Source organism: Sphingomonas sp. PP-CC-3A-396 (assembly GCF_004343105.1).
In the GTDB taxonomy this organism is placed as follows: Bacteria; Pseudomonadota; Alphaproteobacteria; order Sphingomonadales; family Sphingomonadaceae; genus Sphingomonas.
The window spans coordinates 113251-129745 of the sequence record NZ_SLYF01000007.1 but is presented as its reverse complement, the minus strand read 5'-3'; the positions used below and the strand labels follow the sequence as shown (position 1 = coordinate 129745).

Annotated in this window: 13 protein-coding genes; 6 read left to right on the top strand and 7 right to left on the bottom strand. The window is 66.8% G+C overall.

Going from position 1 to position 16495, the window contains the following annotated elements; all coding sequences use genetic code 11:
* Genes C8J40_RS14645 through C8J40_RS14635 form a run of 3 tightly spaced genes read left to right on the top strand, consistent with a single transcriptional unit; the run spans position 1 to position 1801 of the window.
* Positions 1-564, top strand: coding sequence for a shikimate kinase (locus C8J40_RS14645; protein ID WP_132897648.1), 564 nt, complete (start codon positions 1-3; stop codon positions 562-564).
* Complete coding sequence (aroB, locus tag C8J40_RS14640; protein ID WP_132897647.1) at positions 561-1661, top strand: 3-dehydroquinate synthase; 1101 nt, start codon at positions 561-563, stop codon at positions 1659-1661. Before C8J40_RS14645 ends, aroB begins: the two co-directional genes overlap by 4 nt.
* A complete protein-coding gene (locus C8J40_RS14635; RefSeq protein WP_082444318.1) occupies positions 1661-1801 on the top strand; it encodes a DUF2256 domain-containing protein in 141 nt (46 codons plus the stop codon). Before aroB ends, C8J40_RS14635 begins: the two co-directional genes overlap by 1 nt.
* 10 nt (positions 1802-1811) lie before the next feature.
* Here C8J40_RS14635 and C8J40_RS14630 read toward each other — a convergent pair whose 3' ends face one another.
* Genes C8J40_RS14630 through C8J40_RS14615 form a run of 4 tightly spaced genes read right to left on the bottom strand, consistent with a single transcriptional unit; the run spans position 1812 to position 5847 of the window.
* Positions 1812-3224 (bottom strand): amino acid permease, encoded by a 1413-nt coding sequence (locus C8J40_RS14630; RefSeq protein ID WP_132897646.1) that lies wholly within the window; start codon positions 3222-3224, stop codon positions 1812-1814.
* Positions 3225-3243: 19 nt separating this feature from the next.
* Positions 3244-3897 (bottom strand): GntR family transcriptional regulator, encoded by a 654-nt coding sequence (locus tag C8J40_RS14625; protein ID WP_132897645.1) that lies wholly within the window; start codon positions 3895-3897, stop codon positions 3244-3246.
* Positions 3898-3946: 49 nt separating this feature from the next.
* Positions 3947-4945, bottom strand: a complete 999-nt coding sequence (locus tag C8J40_RS14620; protein WP_132897644.1) for a 4-hydroxyproline epimerase — start codon at positions 4943-4945, stop codon at positions 3947-3949.
* On the bottom strand, positions 4945-5847 hold the full coding sequence (locus C8J40_RS14615) for a dihydrodipicolinate synthase family protein (protein WP_132897643.1): 903 nt from the start codon (positions 5845-5847) through the stop codon (positions 4945-4947). The genes C8J40_RS14620 and C8J40_RS14615 overlap by 1 nt, the downstream gene beginning before the upstream one ends.
* A gap of 76 nt (positions 5848-5923) precedes the next feature.
* Between C8J40_RS14615 and C8J40_RS14610 the strand changes: the two genes are divergently transcribed.
* Positions 5924-7159 (top strand): FAD-binding oxidoreductase, encoded by a 1236-nt coding sequence (locus C8J40_RS14610; protein WP_243693406.1) that lies wholly within the window; start codon positions 5924-5926, stop codon positions 7157-7159.
* Positions 7156-8331, top strand: a complete 1176-nt coding sequence (locus C8J40_RS14605; protein WP_132897641.1) for a Xaa-Pro peptidase family protein — start codon at positions 7156-7158, stop codon at positions 8329-8331. Before C8J40_RS14610 ends, C8J40_RS14605 begins: the two co-directional genes overlap by 4 nt.
* A 138-nt stretch (positions 8332-8469) precedes the next feature.
* Here C8J40_RS14605 and C8J40_RS14600 read toward each other — a convergent pair whose 3' ends face one another.
* From C8J40_RS14600 to C8J40_RS14590, 3 genes are read right to left on the bottom strand one after another with little or no spacing between them, the layout of a single operon-like run.
* On the bottom strand, positions 8470-10233 hold the full coding sequence (locus C8J40_RS14600) for a DUF885 family protein (RefSeq protein ID WP_347812475.1): 1764 nt from the start codon (positions 10231-10233) through the stop codon (positions 8470-8472).
* Positions 10234-10235: 2 nt separating this feature from the next.
* Positions 10236-11255 (bottom strand): Ldh family oxidoreductase, encoded by a 1020-nt coding sequence (locus C8J40_RS14595; RefSeq protein ID WP_132897639.1) that lies wholly within the window; start codon positions 11253-11255, stop codon positions 10236-10238.
* A complete protein-coding gene (locus C8J40_RS14590; RefSeq protein ID WP_132897638.1) occupies positions 11252-13618 on the bottom strand; it encodes a glycoside hydrolase family 127 protein in 2367 nt (788 codons plus the stop codon). The genes C8J40_RS14595 and C8J40_RS14590 overlap by 4 nt, the downstream gene beginning before the upstream one ends.
* Positions 13619-13710: 92 nt before the next feature.
* Between C8J40_RS14590 and C8J40_RS14585 the strand changes: the two genes are divergently transcribed.
* Positions 13711-16449, top strand: coding sequence for a DUF5695 domain-containing protein (locus tag C8J40_RS14585; protein WP_132897637.1), 2739 nt, complete (start codon positions 13711-13713; stop codon positions 16447-16449).
* The last annotated feature ends 46 nt before the right edge of the window (positions 16450-16495 follow it).

Genomic DNA, 16495 nt, shown 5'->3' with positions numbered 1-16495 from the left:
ATGTTGCAAAGCCACAACCCCTCAGGCGGGCCCGCAGGCGGCCCCGCCCCAGCCCCGATCGATCGACCGATCGTGCTCGTCGGGCTGATGGGCGTCGGCAAGACTACCGTAGGCCGCCGGCTCGCGTTGCGCATGAACCTGCCGTTCGTCGACGCCGACCACGAGATCGAGGCGGCCTCCGGCATGACTGTCGCAGAGATCTTCGCCAAATACGGCGAAGAGTATTTCCGCGATGGCGAGCGCCGGGTGATCGCGCGGCTGATCGACGGCACGCCGAAAATCATCGCGACCGGTGGTGGCGCGTTCATCAACGACGATACACGGGCGCTGATATTGCGCGACGCCATCTCGGTGTGGCTCAGTGCGCACCCCGACATCCTGGTCGAGCGCGTCGGGCGGCGCGATACGCGACCGCTGCTCCGCAACCGCGATCCGGGCAAGGTGCTCGCCGAACTGGCGCGCGTGCGCAACCCGATCTACGCGCAGGCGCACATCCATATCGTCAGCAACAAGACGCCGCACGAAGCGACCGTCGCCGCAATCCTGAGAGCGCTTGGCCGATGAAGACCGTTACCGTTGAGCTGGGTTCGCGGACCTATCCGATCCATATCGAAGCGGGGATTCTCGCACGAGCCGGCGAATTTCTCGCGCCGCTTGCTGGCAAGCGCCGTGTAGCGATCGTCACCGACGAGAATTTGTCGCTGCATCTGGCGACGCTGCAGGCTTCGTTGAGCGCAGCGGGGATCGAGTCCGAGGCGATCGTCCTCGCGCCGGGCGAAGGCAGCAAGAGCTGGGCGACGCTGGAAATGCTCTGCGACCGGCTGCTCGAACTCGGTGTCGAGCGCGGTGATCACGTAGTTGCGCTCGGCGGCGGCGTGATGGGGGACTTGGTCGGGTTCGCCTGCTCGATCCTCAAGCGCGGGTGCAACTTCGTGCAGATTCCGACCAGCCTGCTCGCGCAGGTCGACAGTTCGGTCGGCGGCAAGACCGCGATCAACACGAAGGCCGGCAAGAACCTGATCGGCGCGTTCCATCAGCCGGTGATGGTGCTGATCGATCCGCAGGTGCTCGAAACGCTGCCGATCCGCGAGCTGCGCGCCGGCTATGCCGAGGTGGTGAAATACGGCCTGATCGACGACTTCGCGTTCTTCGAATGGTGCGAGGCGAATGGCGCCGCGTTGCTCGCGGGCGACCTGGCGCTTCGCGAATATGCGATCGCACGCAGCGTTTCCGCGAAGGCGCGGATCGTCGCGGCGGACGAGCACGAGACCAATGGCACGCGCGCGTTGCTCAATCTCGGGCACACGTTCGGGCATGCGCTCGAGGCAGAGACCGGCTTCTCGCAGGCGCTGATCCACGGCGAAGGCGTTGCCGCCGGGTGTTCGCTGGCGTTCGGGTTTTCCGCAGCACAGGGCATCTGTTCGGGCCAGGATGCGGCGCGGGTGGCGGCGCATTGGCGCGATGTCGGTCTTCCCGACGGGCTTGCCGCGGCGAAGATCGCGGCAAGCGGCGCCCGCCTCGTCGATCACATGCGCCACGACAAGAAGATGGCGGCCGGCACGCTTCCCTTCCTGCTCGCGCGCGGGATCGGCCAAACGTATCTCGACAAGTCCGTCGACCTCGCCGAGGTCGCAGCGTTCCTCGACGCGCAGCCCCGCTGATGCCCAACGGTGTCGCCAAGCAGAACCTGCCGACGAAGGTCTGTCCGGCGTGCGAGCGCCCGTTCACGTGGCGCAAGAAATGGGCACGCGACTGGGACAGCGTGATCTACTGTTCCGACGCGTGCCGCAAGAAACGGTAACCCGCGTTCTTCAGCCTGCCCGCGCCGGATTGCCGACGTCGCTGTTGCGCCGGCCATAGGCGAAATACAGTAAAAATCCGGCGACGTTCCAGATCACGAACCGGACCAGCGTCGAGGTCGGCAGGCTCGCCAGCAGATACAGGCAGCCAAGCACGGTCACCGTACCGACGACATAGGCCGCCGGGCAGCGGAACAGGCGGGGCAGTTGCGGCGCGGTCCGGCGCAGGACCATCAGGCACACCCCGACCGAGATAAACGCGATCAGTGTCCCCGCATTGGCGAGTTCGGCGATCTCGTCGAGCCGGAAGAACCCCGCGACCGCCGCGATCGACAGCCCGGTCAGCAGCGTGATCAGCGTCGGCGACCCGGTCCGCTTGCTAACCTTGGCGAGACCGCGGGGGAGCAGCCCGTCGCGCGCCATCACGAAAAAGATCCGGCTCTGCCCGTACATCATCACCAGGATCACCGATGGCAGCGCGATCACCGCGGCCAGCGCGATGATCTGCGCGGCGAACGGCTGGCTCAGCTGGCGCAGCACCAGCGCGAGCGGTTCGGGCGAATTGGCGAGCTGCTTGAACGGCAGCGCGCCGATCGCGCTGACCGCGACCGCCATGTAGATCACCGTGCAGACCAGCATCGATCCGACGATGCCGATCGTCAGGTCGCGCTTGGGGTTCTTGGTCTCCTCTGCCGAGGTCGCGACCGCGTCGAAGCCGTAAAAGGCGAAGAACACGATCGCCGCCGCCGCCATCACGCCGCGCTTGTGCCCGCCGATCTCGGTCGAGCCGAAGCCGTACGGCATGAACGGGTGCAGGTTGTCGGCCTTGAACGCGGGGGCGGCGTAGATCACGAAGACGGTCAGTGCGACGAGCTTGATCAACACCAGCACGATGTTGAGCGTCGCGCTCTGCCGCGTGCCGAGGATCAGCATCCCCATCACCGCGAGCGACACCAGCACCGCGGGCATGTTGACGATCCCGCCGCCATGCGGCCCGACCAGCAACGCGTGCGGCAAATGTATCCCCGCCGCCTCGATCCAGCCGACCAGATAGCCCGACCAGCCGACCGCGACGGTCGAGCACGCCAGCGAATATTCGAGGATCAGGCTCCAGCCCACTACCCAGGCGACACCCTCGCCGAGCGCCGTATAGCTGAAGGTATAGGCGCTGCCCGCGGCGGGGATCAGCGTCGCGAGTTCGGTATAGGCGAGCGCCGCACACGCGCAGATCACGCCGCAGATCACGAAGGCGAGGATCACCCCCGGCCCTGCCCGCTCGGCACCGACGCCGACCAAGGTATAGATCCCGGTGCCGACGATCGCGCCCACTCCGAGCGCGATCAGATGCGGCCAGCTCAGCGTCTTGGCGAGGCTGTGCTCGCGGCTATGGGCAGACGATTCGAACGATTTACGCGGTCCAAACATTGCCCATCCCCTGTGATCTCTAGTCTCGGGCCGTGTCGAACTGCGCGCGCAGATCGGTCAGCGTCGATTGAATATGGCTGGTCAGCAGCGTCAGCATGCGATCGTCGTCGCGTGCGAGCCATGCATCGAGCAGCTGGCGGTGTTCCAGATGCGCGCGGTCCTCGCGCCCAGCCGGTCGAAGATGTGCGACGACGTAGCGCTCGGCGAGGATCGCCAGCCGCTCGACCATCTGCGTAGTCAGCAGGCGCCGACCCGGCCGGACCAAGGCGGTGTGGAAAACGCGGTTGCGGATCGCGACCTCGGCGAGCCGCTCGCTCGCCGCGCTGTCGAGTTCCTCGAATGCGAGGATCGCAACGGCACGGTCATCGTCGTTCGCGACGGTCGATGCATAGGCGGCGGCCTGCGGCTCGATGCTGAGGCGCAGCGCGAAGATATCGTCCGCCTCGTCCGCCGACATCGGCTGGACCGAATAGCCGCGGTTAGCGTGGCTGGTCAGCAGGCCCTCTTGCTCCAGCCGCGCCAGCGCCTCGCGCAACGGGATTTTGCTGACGCCGAGTTCTGTCGCCAGCGCATCCTGGCGGATCGCGGTATGGCCGGCGAGCTTGCCGGTGACGATCTGCTCGCGGACGATCTCGAACACCTGCTCGGACAGGGTGCGGACGACGATGCTCATGGATGGACGGCTCCGAAAACGGGAAGACCGCACCAGCATAGCCGAAATGTCATGAAACTTGGAAACCGTTCCAGAAACGATCGTCGCGATCGATCCAGATCGTGTTGAACCCGGTCGCGATCGCCGATCCCTCGATCGACGGGATGATCGCGGGGGTATCACCGAGCGACGTTTCCGCCTCGACGCAGCCGATGAAGCGGCTGCCGATATAGCTTTCGTGGACGAACCGGTCGCCGACCGCCAAGCGGCCCTTGTCCGCCAGATGCGCGAGCCGTGCCGACGTGCCGGTGCCGCATGGACTACGGTCGATCGCCTTGTCGCCGTAGAATACCGCGTTGCGGCCATCGGCGCCGTCTCCGCGTGGCACATCGGCCCACAGCACATGGCTTACGCCGCGGATCGTGGGGTCGAGCGGATGGACCGGCTCGAACTGTGCCCGCACCGCCTCGCGAACGCGACCACTGAGCGCGATGATCTCCGTCGCGCCGAGGTCGTCGAGCCCGGTATAGCGCCCCTGCGGCTCGACGATCGCGTAGTAATTGCCGCCATAGGCGACGTCGATGCTCAGCGGACCGATCCCCTCGATGTCCACCGCGATCCCGCGCGCCGCGACATATGCCGGCACGTTGGTGATCCGCACCGAAGTCACTTTCGCGCCCTCGGTCTCGTACGCCACGTCGATCACCCCCGCGGGCACCTCGATCCGCAGCCGGCCCGGTACGGCCGACTGGATCAGCCCGTGTTCGAGCCCGAACGTCACCATCCCGATCGTGCCATGCCCGCACATCGGCAGGCACCCGCTCGTCTCGATGAACAGGATGCCGATGTCGGTATCGTCGCGCGTCGGCGGATAGAGGAACCCGCCCGACATCATGTCGTGCCCGCGCGGCTCGAAGCAGAGTCCGGTACGGATCCAGTCGAACCGGGTCATGAAATCCTGCCGCCGCTCCGACATCGACGCGCCCTTGAGCAACGGCGCCCCGCCCGCGACGAGGCGGACCGGATTGCCGGCAGTGTGGCCGTCGATGCAGAAGAAGGTGTGGCGCATCAGTTCGAGAGCGTCGGGCGCGTCGCCGCCGCCTTCTCGACCATCGCGATCACCTCGGCACGGCGTTCGCCGATCAGCGGATAGCGTGGCGGCAGGACGCGCTCGGAGCCGCGCCCCATGACCTGCTCGGCCAGCTTGATCGACTGGACCAGGTCATGCTCGGCATCGAGATGAAGCAGCGGCATGAACCAGCGGTAGATCTCCATCGCCTTGGCATGATCGCCGCGCGCGAACGCGTTGACCAGCTCGACCGATTCCCGCGGGAACGCGTTGGTAAGGCCGGAGACCCAGCCCTGCGCGCCCAGATACAGCCCCTCGAGCGCGACGTCATCGAGCCCGGCGAACAGCACGTAGCGGTCGCCGAACGCAGTCTTCACGTCAGTGAAACGCCGCGTATCCGGGGCCGATTCCTTGACCGCGACGATGTTCGCGACGTCGACCAGCGCGGCGAGCACATCGTTGTCGATCAGCGTCCGGTACGCGGGCGGATTGTTATAGAGCATGATCGGCAGGCCGACCTGCTCGGCCACACCCTTGAAATGCGCCACCAGTTCATGCGGCTTCGGCACATAGACCATCGGCGGCAGCAGCATCAGGCCGTCCGCGCCGGCCTTTTCGGCGGCCTGTGCATAGCGCACCGCGCGCCGCGTGTCGTATTCCGAGACGCCGGTGATGACCGGCACGCGGCCAGCGACCGCCTCGACGATCGCGGTCAGCACTTCGACCTTTTCATCATAGTCGAACGAGTTATTCTCGCCGACCGTGCCGAGTGCGATCACCCCGGTCACACCGTCACGGATCAGGTCGTCGACGACGCGCTGGGTGTCGGCGAGATCGACGCTCATGTCCTCACGGATCTGCGTCGTTACGGCCGGAAATACGCCCTTCCATTCGACAGACATTCGGTATCGACCTTCCTGCATTTCAAGATATATACCGTATACGAAATCGTTAAGTGTGGTGCAACAGGAGATTGGATTGAAAACGATCGGTATCGTGGGAGGCGGCGTGGTCGGACTGTGTTGCGCCGTCGCGCTACGCGATCGCGGGTATGGCGTGAGTGTGTTCGAACGCGATGCCGATTACAACGCCGCATCCTGGGGCAATGCCGGGCACATCGCGGTCGAACAGGTCGAGCCGCTCGCCTCACCCGCTGCGGTGCGCTCTGTGCCGAAGCGTCTGTTCAGCGCCGGCGGCGCGCTGGGACTGCCGGTGTCGATGGCGGCGCGCTGGTTGCCGTTCGCCGCACGGCTGATCGCGGCGTCGACCCCGGCGAAGTTCGCGGCGGGCACCGCGGCTCTGACGCCGCTGCTCGCCGGCGCGATGCCCGCGTGGCGCGATCTGGTCGGCACGCTCGGCGCGCGCGACCTGCTCCGCGAGGACGGTCATATCGTCGTCTGGGATGCACCCGAAACTGCACGCGCCGGCCGCGACCATTGGTCGCGCGCCGCGATCGGAACAGCGCAAATCGCGGAGGCCGAGCCCGCCTTGCTGGACCGACTCGGCTTCCTCGCCGATCCGGTCGGCGGCGCGATCCGCTTCTTGGGCAGCGGACAGATCGCCGACCTGCGCCGGCTCGCGACGACGCTCGAAGCCGCGGTCGAGGCGCGGGGCGGTCGGATCGTTCGCCAAGCCGCACAGTTGGTGGAAGACGGCGACCGGATCGCCATCGCGGGGCATGAGTTCGATCGCGTTCTGGTGACCGCCGGCGTCCGGTCTCGCGCGTTGCTCGAACCGCTCGGCTACCGCGTGCCGATGATCGCCGAGCGCGGCTATCATATCCGCGCACGCGCCGACGGCTGGCCCGCCGACCTGCCGCCGGTCGTGTTCGAGGATCGCTCGATGATCGTCACGCGCTATGCCGACTGCGTTCAGGCGGCGAGCTTCGTCGAACTCGGCGATCCCGACGGTCCGCCCGATCCGCGCAAATGGGACCGGCTGGAGCATCACGTCCGATCGCTCGGCCTGCCGATCGAGGGGCCGTTCACGCGCTGGATGGGGGCCAGGCCGACGCTGCCCGACTATCTCCCCGCGATCGGCCGCTCGACGCACCACGCAAATCTCGCTTATGCGTTTGGCCATCAACATCTCGGGCTGACGCTCGCGCCGGTGACGGCGATGCTCGTCGCGGCGATGCTCGCGGGCGAGACTCCGGCGGTGCCGCTCGCGCCATTCGACCTCGACCGTTTCGGTAGAAAAGGACCTCACGCATGACCATCGGCGGATCTTCGATAGCCGACGAACTCGCGACCATCGCTCCTTGGGCAGACCGCGCGCCGCGCATCACGTCGGCGGAGCGTACCGCGCGTCTCGACAAGGCGCGCGTACTGACCGAGGCGGCGGGCGCCGATGCGCTACTGATCGCTGCGGGTGCGAGCTTGCGGTATTTCGCGGGTATCCCTTGGGGTGCGACCGAGCGGCTGGTGGCGCTGCTGCTGCCGGTGAAGGGCCCGCCGATCCTGATCTGTCCACGCTTCGAACAAGGCTCGCTTGAGGCCGCGGTCGAGATCGTCGCCGACCTCCGCCTCTGGGAAGAGGACGAGAGCCCGTACGCGCTGGTCGCCGATGCCGTAAGCGGTCGCCTGCTACTAGACCCGCAACTGCCCTATGGCATGGCGAGCGCGCTCGCTGCCACGCGGCTAGACGTCGCCGACGGCGCGGCGGTGATCGACGCCTGCCGGATGATCAAGAGCCCTGCCGAGCTCGCGCTGCTACGCCAAGCCAAGGCGATGACGCTCGACATCCAGCGCCGCGCCGCGCGCATCCTCCAGCCCGGCATCGCCGCCAGCGCGGTGATCCGCTTCATCGACGACGCGCACCGCGCAATTGGCTCGTCGGGCTCGTATTTCTGCGCCGTCCAGTTCGGCCGCGCGACGGCGTTCCCGCATGGCCTGCCCGGCGACCAGCTGCTGGAAGAGAACCAGCTCGTGCTGATCGACACCGGCTGCCAGGTCGAAGGCTATCATTCCGACATCACGCGGACCTACGCGTTCGGCAACGTTGGCGACGAGGCGCGGGCGATCTGGGACATCGAACACGAGGCGCAAGCCGCTGCGTTCGCCGCAGTCCAGCCGGGCGTGCCGTGCGAGGCGATCGACGCCGCCGCCCGCGTCGTGCTGGAAAAGGCCGGGCTCGGCCCCGACTACCGCCTCCCCGGCCTGCCGCACCGCACCGGCCACGGCATCGGCCTGTCGATCCACGAACCCGCCTATCTCGTTCGCGGCGACCGCACGCCGCTGGCTCCGGGGATGTGTTTCTCGAACGAGCCGATGATCGTCGTCCCCGACCGCTTCGGCATCCGCCTGGAGGATCATTTCCACGTTACCGACACCGGCGGCGCCTGGTTCACAGAACCGCAACCCTCGATCGACCGCCCGTTCGGCTGACGCAGGATACCCCGCTCTCCGTCATCCTGGGCTCGACCCAGGATCCAGAGCCACGCAAGCCAGCGTTCGTGGCTCTGGATCCCAGCTTTCGCTGGGATGACGGGGGGTGACAGCGCGGGGACGATGGGGAGCCCGCACTCACTCCTCGTCGGGATACGGCCCCTTGCCACCCGCCGCGATCAGCTCATCCGTACGCGCCTCGATCACCGGCACCGGCACCGATCCCATCTCCAGCATTGCATCGTGGAACGCGCGGATGTTGAACTTCGCGCCGAGCTTGTCCTGCGCCTTCTTCCGCGCGGTCTGGAACGCGATCTGCCCCATGTAATAGGACAGCGCCTGCCCCGGCCACGCGATGTAGCGATCGACCTCGGTCTCGATCTCGTGGTTCGACAGCGCGGTATTGTCGTGCAGATAGTCCTGCGCCTGCTTCCGGCTCCAGCCCTTGGCATGGATGCCGGTATCGACCACCAGCCGCGCCGCGCGCCACGCCTGATAGCTCAGCATCCCGAACAGATCGTACGGCGTCTCGTACATCCCCATATCCTCGCCGAGCGTCTCGCAATACAACGCCCAGCCCTCGCCGTAGACGGACAGATACGTGTCGCGCCGGAACGCCGGCAGGGTCTTGTTCTCGGACGCGAGCGGCATCTGGAACGCGTGGCCGGGCGCACTTTCATGCAGCGTCAGCGCAACCTGCGAATAGAAGGGTCGCGACGGCAGGTCGTAGGTGTTGACCAGATAGATGCCCGGCCCGCCGCGCCCGCCGGTGTAGAACGGCGCGATGTCGGCGGGCACGGGCTTGATCGCGAACCGGCTGCGCGGCAGATGCCCGAACCATGACGACGCCTTGCCGTCGAACGTCTTGGCGATCCACGCGGCGCGGTACAGCAGGTCGTTCGGCGTCTTGGGATAGAATTGCGGATCGGTCCGCAGGTGGTTGAAGAACGCCTGCAGATCGCCCTGGAACTTCACGCTGCGCATCACGCCGTCCATCCGGCCACGGATCTTCGCGATCTCGGCGAGCCCGAGCGCGTGGATCTGCTCGGGCGTGATATCCTGCGTGGTGTATTCGCGGACCTTCGACAGGTAATACGCCTTGCCGTCGGGCAGGTCGTACGCCGCCAGCCCTTCGCGCGCATGCGGGATATACTCGGTGCGCAGGAACTTCAGCAGCGTAGCATAGGCCGGCACCACCGCCTGCGAGATCGCCGCAGTTCCCTCGGCCCTAAGCGCAGCCTGATCGGCGGCGGGGATCGTCGACGGAAAGGTCTTGAACGGCTCGTAGAACGGCGACTCCTGCGGCGTCTTAGCTTCGGCAACCTGCGCGACGCCGTTGTCGCGCCCCGTCAGAGTCACCCGCGCTGGCGTGAACCCGCGCGCTAGCCCGGCGCGCATGGTGCCGGTCTGCTGGTCGAAATAGCGCGGGATCTGACGCATCACCGCGATATAGTCGCGATAGTCCTTCACCGACTTGAAATTGCCGCGCGCGCTCTCCGCGACATCGCCCCAGAAGCTCGTATCCGCGGTCAGCGGCTTCTCGTAATCGCGAAAGCGTTGCTCGGCGAGCAAGGCGTCGATCTGCTGCGCATAGACCGCGTAGTTGATGCGGTTGGCGGGCGACAGGCTGGCTGGCGCGATCGCCGCGAGTTGCTGCGACACGTCGGTCCAGCGCGCGAGGCGCTCTGCCTGCGCCTTGGGGCCGACATCGGGGAGGCGCGGCGCTGCGGTCGGATTGTCCTCGCCCTGCGCGAACTGGAGTTGCCGCCACGCATATTCCGCCGTGTAGAGCGCCTTGAACCGCGCATCCGCCGACGTCGCCACGGCCGATTTCGGAGTTTTTGGAGGCATTGCCCCCAGCGCAGTCGAGCCCAGCGCGAGCAACAGGATCAAAGCCTTCATCGTCATTCTCCTGGAACCAGCGCCATTATGTCGCGGTACAGGGCTGCGGGTATCACCACACCCTCGGTCAGACTGCGCGCCCGCGCCGCGTACCGCCGTTGCGAGGGCAGGCGGGCACCCTGGCCCTCGATCGCCGCGAACATCGCCTCCGCGCGGGCGAGGTGCTCGGCGACCGCATCGCCGAGGAACCCGACCGGATCGATCGCGATGATCAGTTCACCCCCGATCGGCGACCCACCACGCGCGGCGTCGGCCTCCAGCGATTCCCGGCTGGTCATGTCGCCGATCAGCGGCCCGGCGAGCAGCTCGACCATGGCCGCCAACGCCGAGCCCTTGTGCCCGCCAAACGTTCGCATCGCACCGTTCAGCACCGCTGCGGCTTCGGTGGTCGGCTGGCCATCCGCATCATAGCCCCAGTCGTCGGGCACGGCCTTCCCGGCGCGCCGATGCAGTTCGATCTCACCGCGCGCGACCGCGCTCGTCGCGAAGTCGAACACAAACGGATGCCCACCCGGTCGCGGCCAGCCGAACGCAATCGGGTTGGTCCCGAACACGGGTTCGGTGCCCCCCGCCGGCGCGACCCAGGCATGACTCGGCGTGACTGCGAGCGCGACCAGCCCGTCCTCCGCCAGCGCCTCGACCTCCGGCCACAACGCCGCGAAATGCACCACGTTGTTCAGCGCCATCGCGGCGATCCCGTACGCGCGCGCCTTCTCCGCCAACCGTTGCCGGCCCCGCTCAAACGCGAGTTGCGCAAACCCGCCGCCGCCATCGACACGCACGAGCGCGCGCGCCGGCTCGCTCACGACCGGCTCGGCATCGACCGCAACGACACCCTTGGCGATGCTGTTCGCCGCGACCAGCAGCCGGTAGATGCCGTGGCTCGCGCAGCCGTCACGCTCCCCCGCGACCATCGTCTCCGCCACCGCCTCCGCATGCGCGCGCGACAGGCCAGCCCCCAGCAGGACTTTTCGCGCAAGCCCTCGCACCTCGTCGAGCGTCATTGGTACGTCTTCGCTCATGCGGTTGCGCCCGGCTTGGCAGCGACCATTCGTACCCCGAACACCGGCCCGGCCGACGACCGGTCATGCGGCACGAAGCGGATCTTCACGTTCGTCTTACCCTTGGTCAGCTCGATCGGCAGCGGATACTCGACATCGAAGAACTTGCCCGGCTGGTCCGCCTCGAGATGCTGCGTGGCGACCTTCACGTTGTCCACGAGGATGTCGAAATCGCGCGCGCGCTCGTCGCCCCAATAGGTCGCCTGCACCACCAGCGCCCCCGGCCGCGTCTTCATCGCGAACTCGAAATATCCACCCGACCGCGCATCGCGCCCGTTCCGCCCGCGATAGCTGACCGGATACGAGATGTCCGACGTCAGCGCATGATCGCGCTCGGGCTGCATCTCGCCGAGGTGCATCACGTCGACCGACCGCGCAGCGAGATCCTTCAGCCGCGCCTGCTCGGTCAGGAACGCCGCCTCCTCGGTCTTCCACGCGGTCTCGCTGAAGCGCTTGAAATACACCGCGCTGCGTCGATCATACTGGCTGTAGAACGGCACGAAGTTGAGGTCGGCGGGCCGGATGATCCCCTTCGTCGCATAGCCCGCGCCAGCCGTCGGCGTAAACGCGGCGAGCAGATCCGCGCCCACCATCGCCGGATCGGCCTGCTCCCATTTCGCCTCGGTCGGCCCGAGATCGGCGGCCATGACCATCGGCCCGCGCAGCACTGCGACCGTATCGACGTCGCCTGGTGCATTCTCCAGCCGCAGGTCGAGCGGCACGCTGATCGCGACGACATCGCCCGCCTTCCATTTGCGCTCGACGATCGCATAGCCCTTCGCCAGCACGGGCTCGACTGCGGCACCGTTGACCGTCACCGTCGCGCGCCCGTTCGCCCAGCCCGGCACCCGCAACGCGATCGGAAACCGCCCCGGCCTTGCCAGCTTCGTTAGCGTCAACCGCGATTCCGGCTCGAATGGATAGCGCGTGTCGAGCGTCAGCACCGCACCGCGCGCCTGCCACCGCGCCTCCGCCGGAATGTAGAGATTGACCAGCAGCGTGCCGTCGCCCTCCCAGAAGATCGCCTCGCCGTGCTTGGCATGGCTTTCCATCCCTGTGCCGACGCAGCACCAGAACGCGTCGTCCTTCGGCGTCGAATACTCGCGCGCTGTGCCCGTCATCAACGGCGTCATATAGGTGAAGCCGGCGTTCTTCGGATTCTGCGCTGCCATGATGTGGTTCAGATGCGCGCGCTCGTAATAGTCGAACATCGCGCCGTCCGGTGCCCAGCCATAGAGCTGCTGCGTCAGCTTCAGCATGTTGTAGCTGTTGCAATGCTCGCAGGTCTGCTCGGTGATGTGGTTGGCGATGCTGTCGGGGCCGGAGAAATACTCGCGGTCGGCATTGCCGCCGATCACATAGCTGTGATGCTGCGTGACGGTGTTCCAGAAGAACCGCGCGGCGTTCGCGGGCGCCGGCTTGCCGTTCAGTTCGTGGATCCGCGCGAGCCCGATCAGTTTCGGCACCTGCGTATTGGCGTGGAAGTTCGCCAGCTTGTCCTCGCCCGCGACCATCGGATCGAGCATCTTGCGGTCGTACAGCCGCTCCGCCACGTCGAGCCATTGCTTGTTCCCGGTGCGCGCGGACAGCTCGGCATAGCTCTCGTTCAGCCCACCATATTCGCACCCGAGCAGCGTCTGCATCTGCGCATCGTCGAGCGCCGCGAACACCTTCGCGAAATAGGTCGCCAACCCGGTCGCCACGGTCAGCGCCTGCGTGTTGCCCCACGCGGCATGCACGTCGAGCAGCCCCGCGAACACCTTGTGCACCGTATATAGCGGCGACCACGAGCCGTTGAGATCGAACCCGCCCGACTTGATCTCGCCGCGCATCACCTCGGGGAAGATTTCCTCGCCGTCGACGATCGTCCCGTCCTTCCGCTTGCGCCCCAGCGCGCCGACATAACCGGTGCCGCGCTTAGCCTGCGCCCGCGCAAGTTCGGCAACGATATAATCCGCGCGGGTACGGCACTCGGCGTCGCCGGTCTGTGCGTGCATCAGCACCAGCGCGGTCAGGTAATGACCAAGCGTATGGCCGGCGATCGTGTCGCTCTCCCACCCGCCATAGAGCGGCGCCTTCGCCGGCAGCCCAGCGTAGACCATGAAATTGTGCAGCAACCGATCCGCGCTCAACCGCAGCAGATACGCGCGATTGACCTCGACGGCTGTCGCATAGGCGGATGGGAGCAAGCGCACCGCCGACAATGGCAAGGGTTTCGCACTAGCCGGCAGTGTTGCCGCCCCCTTGCCAAACGCCTGTTCGCCCACCGACAACAGCGCCACCGCCGTCGTCCCCATCAATACATCTCGGCGGTTTGGGAACATCTTTATCTCCGTTCGGATATCGTATACTATACTTCCAGAGAAGTGGTGCAAGCGCCATTTCGCACCCACCGTCGAGCCCGAGCGAGCCATCCATGACCGCATTCCGCCCCGTCCTCGCGCTCCTCCTGCTCGGCACCGCGACGCTGCCCGGGTATGCGGAACCTAAGCCTGCCAAGACCGCCAAGCCAAGCTACCGCCCGATCGCGCAGACCGCGCTTCGCACCCCCGCCTTCCGACTCGCGCTCCGCACCGACACGCAGACGCTCGCTCGCCTATCGCCCGCCGCCGAGCCCGGTTTCGACTTCGTCCCCGGCGCGCGCGAGGCCGAGCGAGCCGCCGACGGCTATGTCCATATCGGCGACGTCCACCTCCGCGTGCGGCAATCAGGCGGCGCCTGGACCGACTACGCCTCCGCGCAGCATCGCAAGGCGATCCGCCGCCTGCCCGCGACCGGCGCGACGCTCGCCGCCGCCGACATCACCGCCTCGCTCGGCGCCGCCAGCCCGTTACGCGTCGAGCGCCGCTGGATCGACGACCACGGCGTCCTTGCGCTCCGCTTCACGCTGACCAACACGACGACCGCCCCCATCGAGATCGGCGCGCTTGGGCTGCCGATGGTGTTCGACAACATCATCACCGATCGCAGCCTCGAACAGGCGCATGCGCAGGCGAGCTTCGTCGATCCGTATATCGGCCGCGACGCCGGCTACCTCCAGGTCACCCGGCTCAACGGCGCCGGCCCCGCGCTGCTCGTCCTCCCCGAAAAGGGCACGCCGCTCGAAGCCTATCACCCGATCCTCGAAGCCGCCAAGGCGCCCGCGGGCGACATCTTCACCGACCGCAGCAAGCGCGGCCAGACCTCCGAAGGCTTCTACGACTGGACCGTCGCCAGCAAAGCCTTTGCCGAGAAGGAATGGGCGAAGGCCGGCGAGCAATGGAACGTCCCGACCAGCTTCACGCTCGCCCCCGGCGCCACCCGCACGATCGGCGTCCGCTTCGTCACGGCGCCGTCTATCGCGGCCATTGAGGACACGCTCGTCGCCAACCACCGCCCGGTCGCGGTCGGCATCCCCGGCTACGTCGTCCCGACCGACCAGGACGCCTCGCTGTTCCTCAGGACGCCTCTACCCGTCGCCAAGGTCGAGAGCTTCCCTGCTGGTGCGCTCACCGCAACGCCGGCCGCCAGCGCGAAAGGCTGGGCCCGCTACACCGTCCGCAGCAAAGGCTGGGGCCGCGCGAGCCTCGCGATCACCTATGCCGACGGAAGCGTCCAGACGGTCAGCTATTACATCACCAAGCCGCTCGACCAGACGATGGCCGACCTCGGCCGCTTCTCGACCACCAAGCAATGGTACGAGAACAAGGCCGATCCGTTCGGGCGCAACCCCGCGATCCTCACCTACGACCGCGAAGCCGGCAAGATCGTCACGCAGGACCCGCGCGTCTGGATCTCGGGCATGAGCGACGAAGGTGGCGCAGGCAGCTGGGTCGCGGCCATATCAAAGCAGCTCGACAACCCCGACCCCGCCGAGATCATCAAGCTGCAACGCCTCGTCGACGAGACGATTCAGGGCGACCTGCAAGTCCCCGACGGGCCGCACGCCGGCGCGGTGCGGAAGAGCCTGTTCTATTACGACCCCGCCGCGCATCCCGGCTATTACGATCCGACCGTCGACTGGAAGACCTGGACGTCGTGGTCGAAGAAGGACGCGAGCGATCTCGGCCGCGCGTACAATTACCCGCACGTCGCGATCGGCCACTGGGTGCTGTACCGCGTGGCGCGCAACCACCCCGGTCTCGTCACCGCGCATCCGTGGCGCTGGTATCTCGACCACGCGTTCCAGACCACCACCGCGATGATGCGTGACGCGCCCTATTACACGCAGTTCGGGCTGATGGAGGGCGACGTGTTCGTCGACATCCTCAAGGACCTGAAGCGCGAAGGGCTGACCGCCGAAGCGACCGAGATGGAGCGCCTGATGAAGCAGCGCGCCGATCACTGGCGCACGCTACGCTATCCATTCGGCAGCGAGATGGCCTGGGATTCGACCGGCCAGCCCGAGGTCTACGCCTGGATGCGCTATTTCGGTTACCAGCCGCAGGCCGACGTGACGCGGAAAGTGATCCTCGCCTACGACCCGACGATCCCGAGCTGGGGCTATAACGGCAATGCGCGGCGCTATTGGGATTTCCTCTACGGCGGCAAATACCCGCGGATCGAACGCCAGCTCCACCATTACGGCTCGACGCTCAACGCCGTCCCGCTGTTCGACGCCTACCGCGCCGACCCGAGCGACCTTCGGCTGTTGCGGATCGCGTACGGCGGCATGATGGGCGGCATCACCAACATCGACCGCGACGGCTTCTCGTCGGCCGCGTTCCACTCCGCGCCCGACATGATGCGGTGGGACCCGTATAGCGGCGACTACGGCATGGGCTTCTACGGCCACGCGATCACCGCCGCGAGCTATCTGGTGAACGATCCGACCTATGGCTGGCTCGGGTTCGGCGGCAATGTGAACCAGGCGGCTGGGGCAGTGAGCATCACCCCGAAGGACGGCGCCCGCACGCGCCTGTTCATCGCCCCCGCCGGATTGTGGATCACGCTGGAGGCGGGAAAGATCGCGCGCGCGACGTATATCCCGGCGACGGGGGCGGTCACGCTGACGCTCGATGCGGCGACTAAGATCAATCCGACCGCGCGTGTGTTCGTAGAAACGACAACGAAGGCTGGCCGCCCGTACACCGTAACGGGAGCGAAGATCGAACGCGGCGGCTACACCGTTCCGCTGGGATCGGCTCCAAGCGAACTCACCCTGTCACCCAACTGATCCTCCCCCAGCGGGGGAGGTGGCTGGCGCTTGCCAGACGGAGGGG

Bases quoted from the DNA above. Each gene is read 5' to 3' on its own strand.
- C8J40_RS14625 (WP_132897645.1), bottom strand. From the start codon at position 3,897: ATGAGCATCGTCGTCCGCACCCTGTCCGAGCAGGTGTTCGAGATCGTC.
- C8J40_RS14620 (WP_132897644.1), bottom strand. From the start codon at position 4,945: ATGCGCCACACCTTCTTCTGCATCGACGGCCACACTGCCGGCAATCCG.
- C8J40_RS14645 (WP_132897648.1), top strand. From the start codon at position 1: ATGTTGCAAAGCCACAACCCCTCAGGCGGGCCCGCAGGCGGCCCCGCC.
- C8J40_RS14590 (WP_132897638.1), bottom strand. From the start codon at position 13,618: ATGTTCCCAAACCGCCGAGATGTATTGATGGGGACGACGGCGGTGGCG.
- C8J40_RS14585 (WP_132897637.1), top strand. From the start codon at position 13,711: ATGACCGCATTCCGCCCCGTCCTCGCGCTCCTCCTGCTCGGCACCGCG.
- C8J40_RS14595 (WP_132897639.1), bottom strand. From the start codon at position 11,255: ATGAGCGAAGACGTACCAATGACGCTCGACGAGGTGCGAGGGCTTGCG.
- C8J40_RS14615 (WP_132897643.1), bottom strand. From the start codon at position 5,847: ATGTCTGTCGAATGGAAGGGCGTATTTCCGGCCGTAACGACGCAGATC.
- C8J40_RS14600 (WP_347812475.1), bottom strand. From the start codon at position 10,233: ATGAAGGCTTTGATCCTGTTGCTCGCGCTGGGCTCGACTGCGCTGGGG.
- C8J40_RS14605 (WP_132897641.1), top strand. From the start codon at position 7,156: ATGACCATCGGCGGATCTTCGATAGCCGACGAACTCGCGACCATCGCT.
- aroB (WP_132897647.1), top strand. From the start codon at position 561: ATGAAGACCGTTACCGTTGAGCTGGGTTCGCGGACCTATCCGATCCAT.
- C8J40_RS14630 (WP_132897646.1), bottom strand. From the start codon at position 3,224: ATGTTTGGACCGCGTAAATCGTTCGAATCGTCTGCCCATAGCCGCGAG.
- C8J40_RS14635 (WP_082444318.1), top strand. From the start codon at position 1,661: ATGCCCAACGGTGTCGCCAAGCAGAACCTGCCGACGAAGGTCTGTCCG.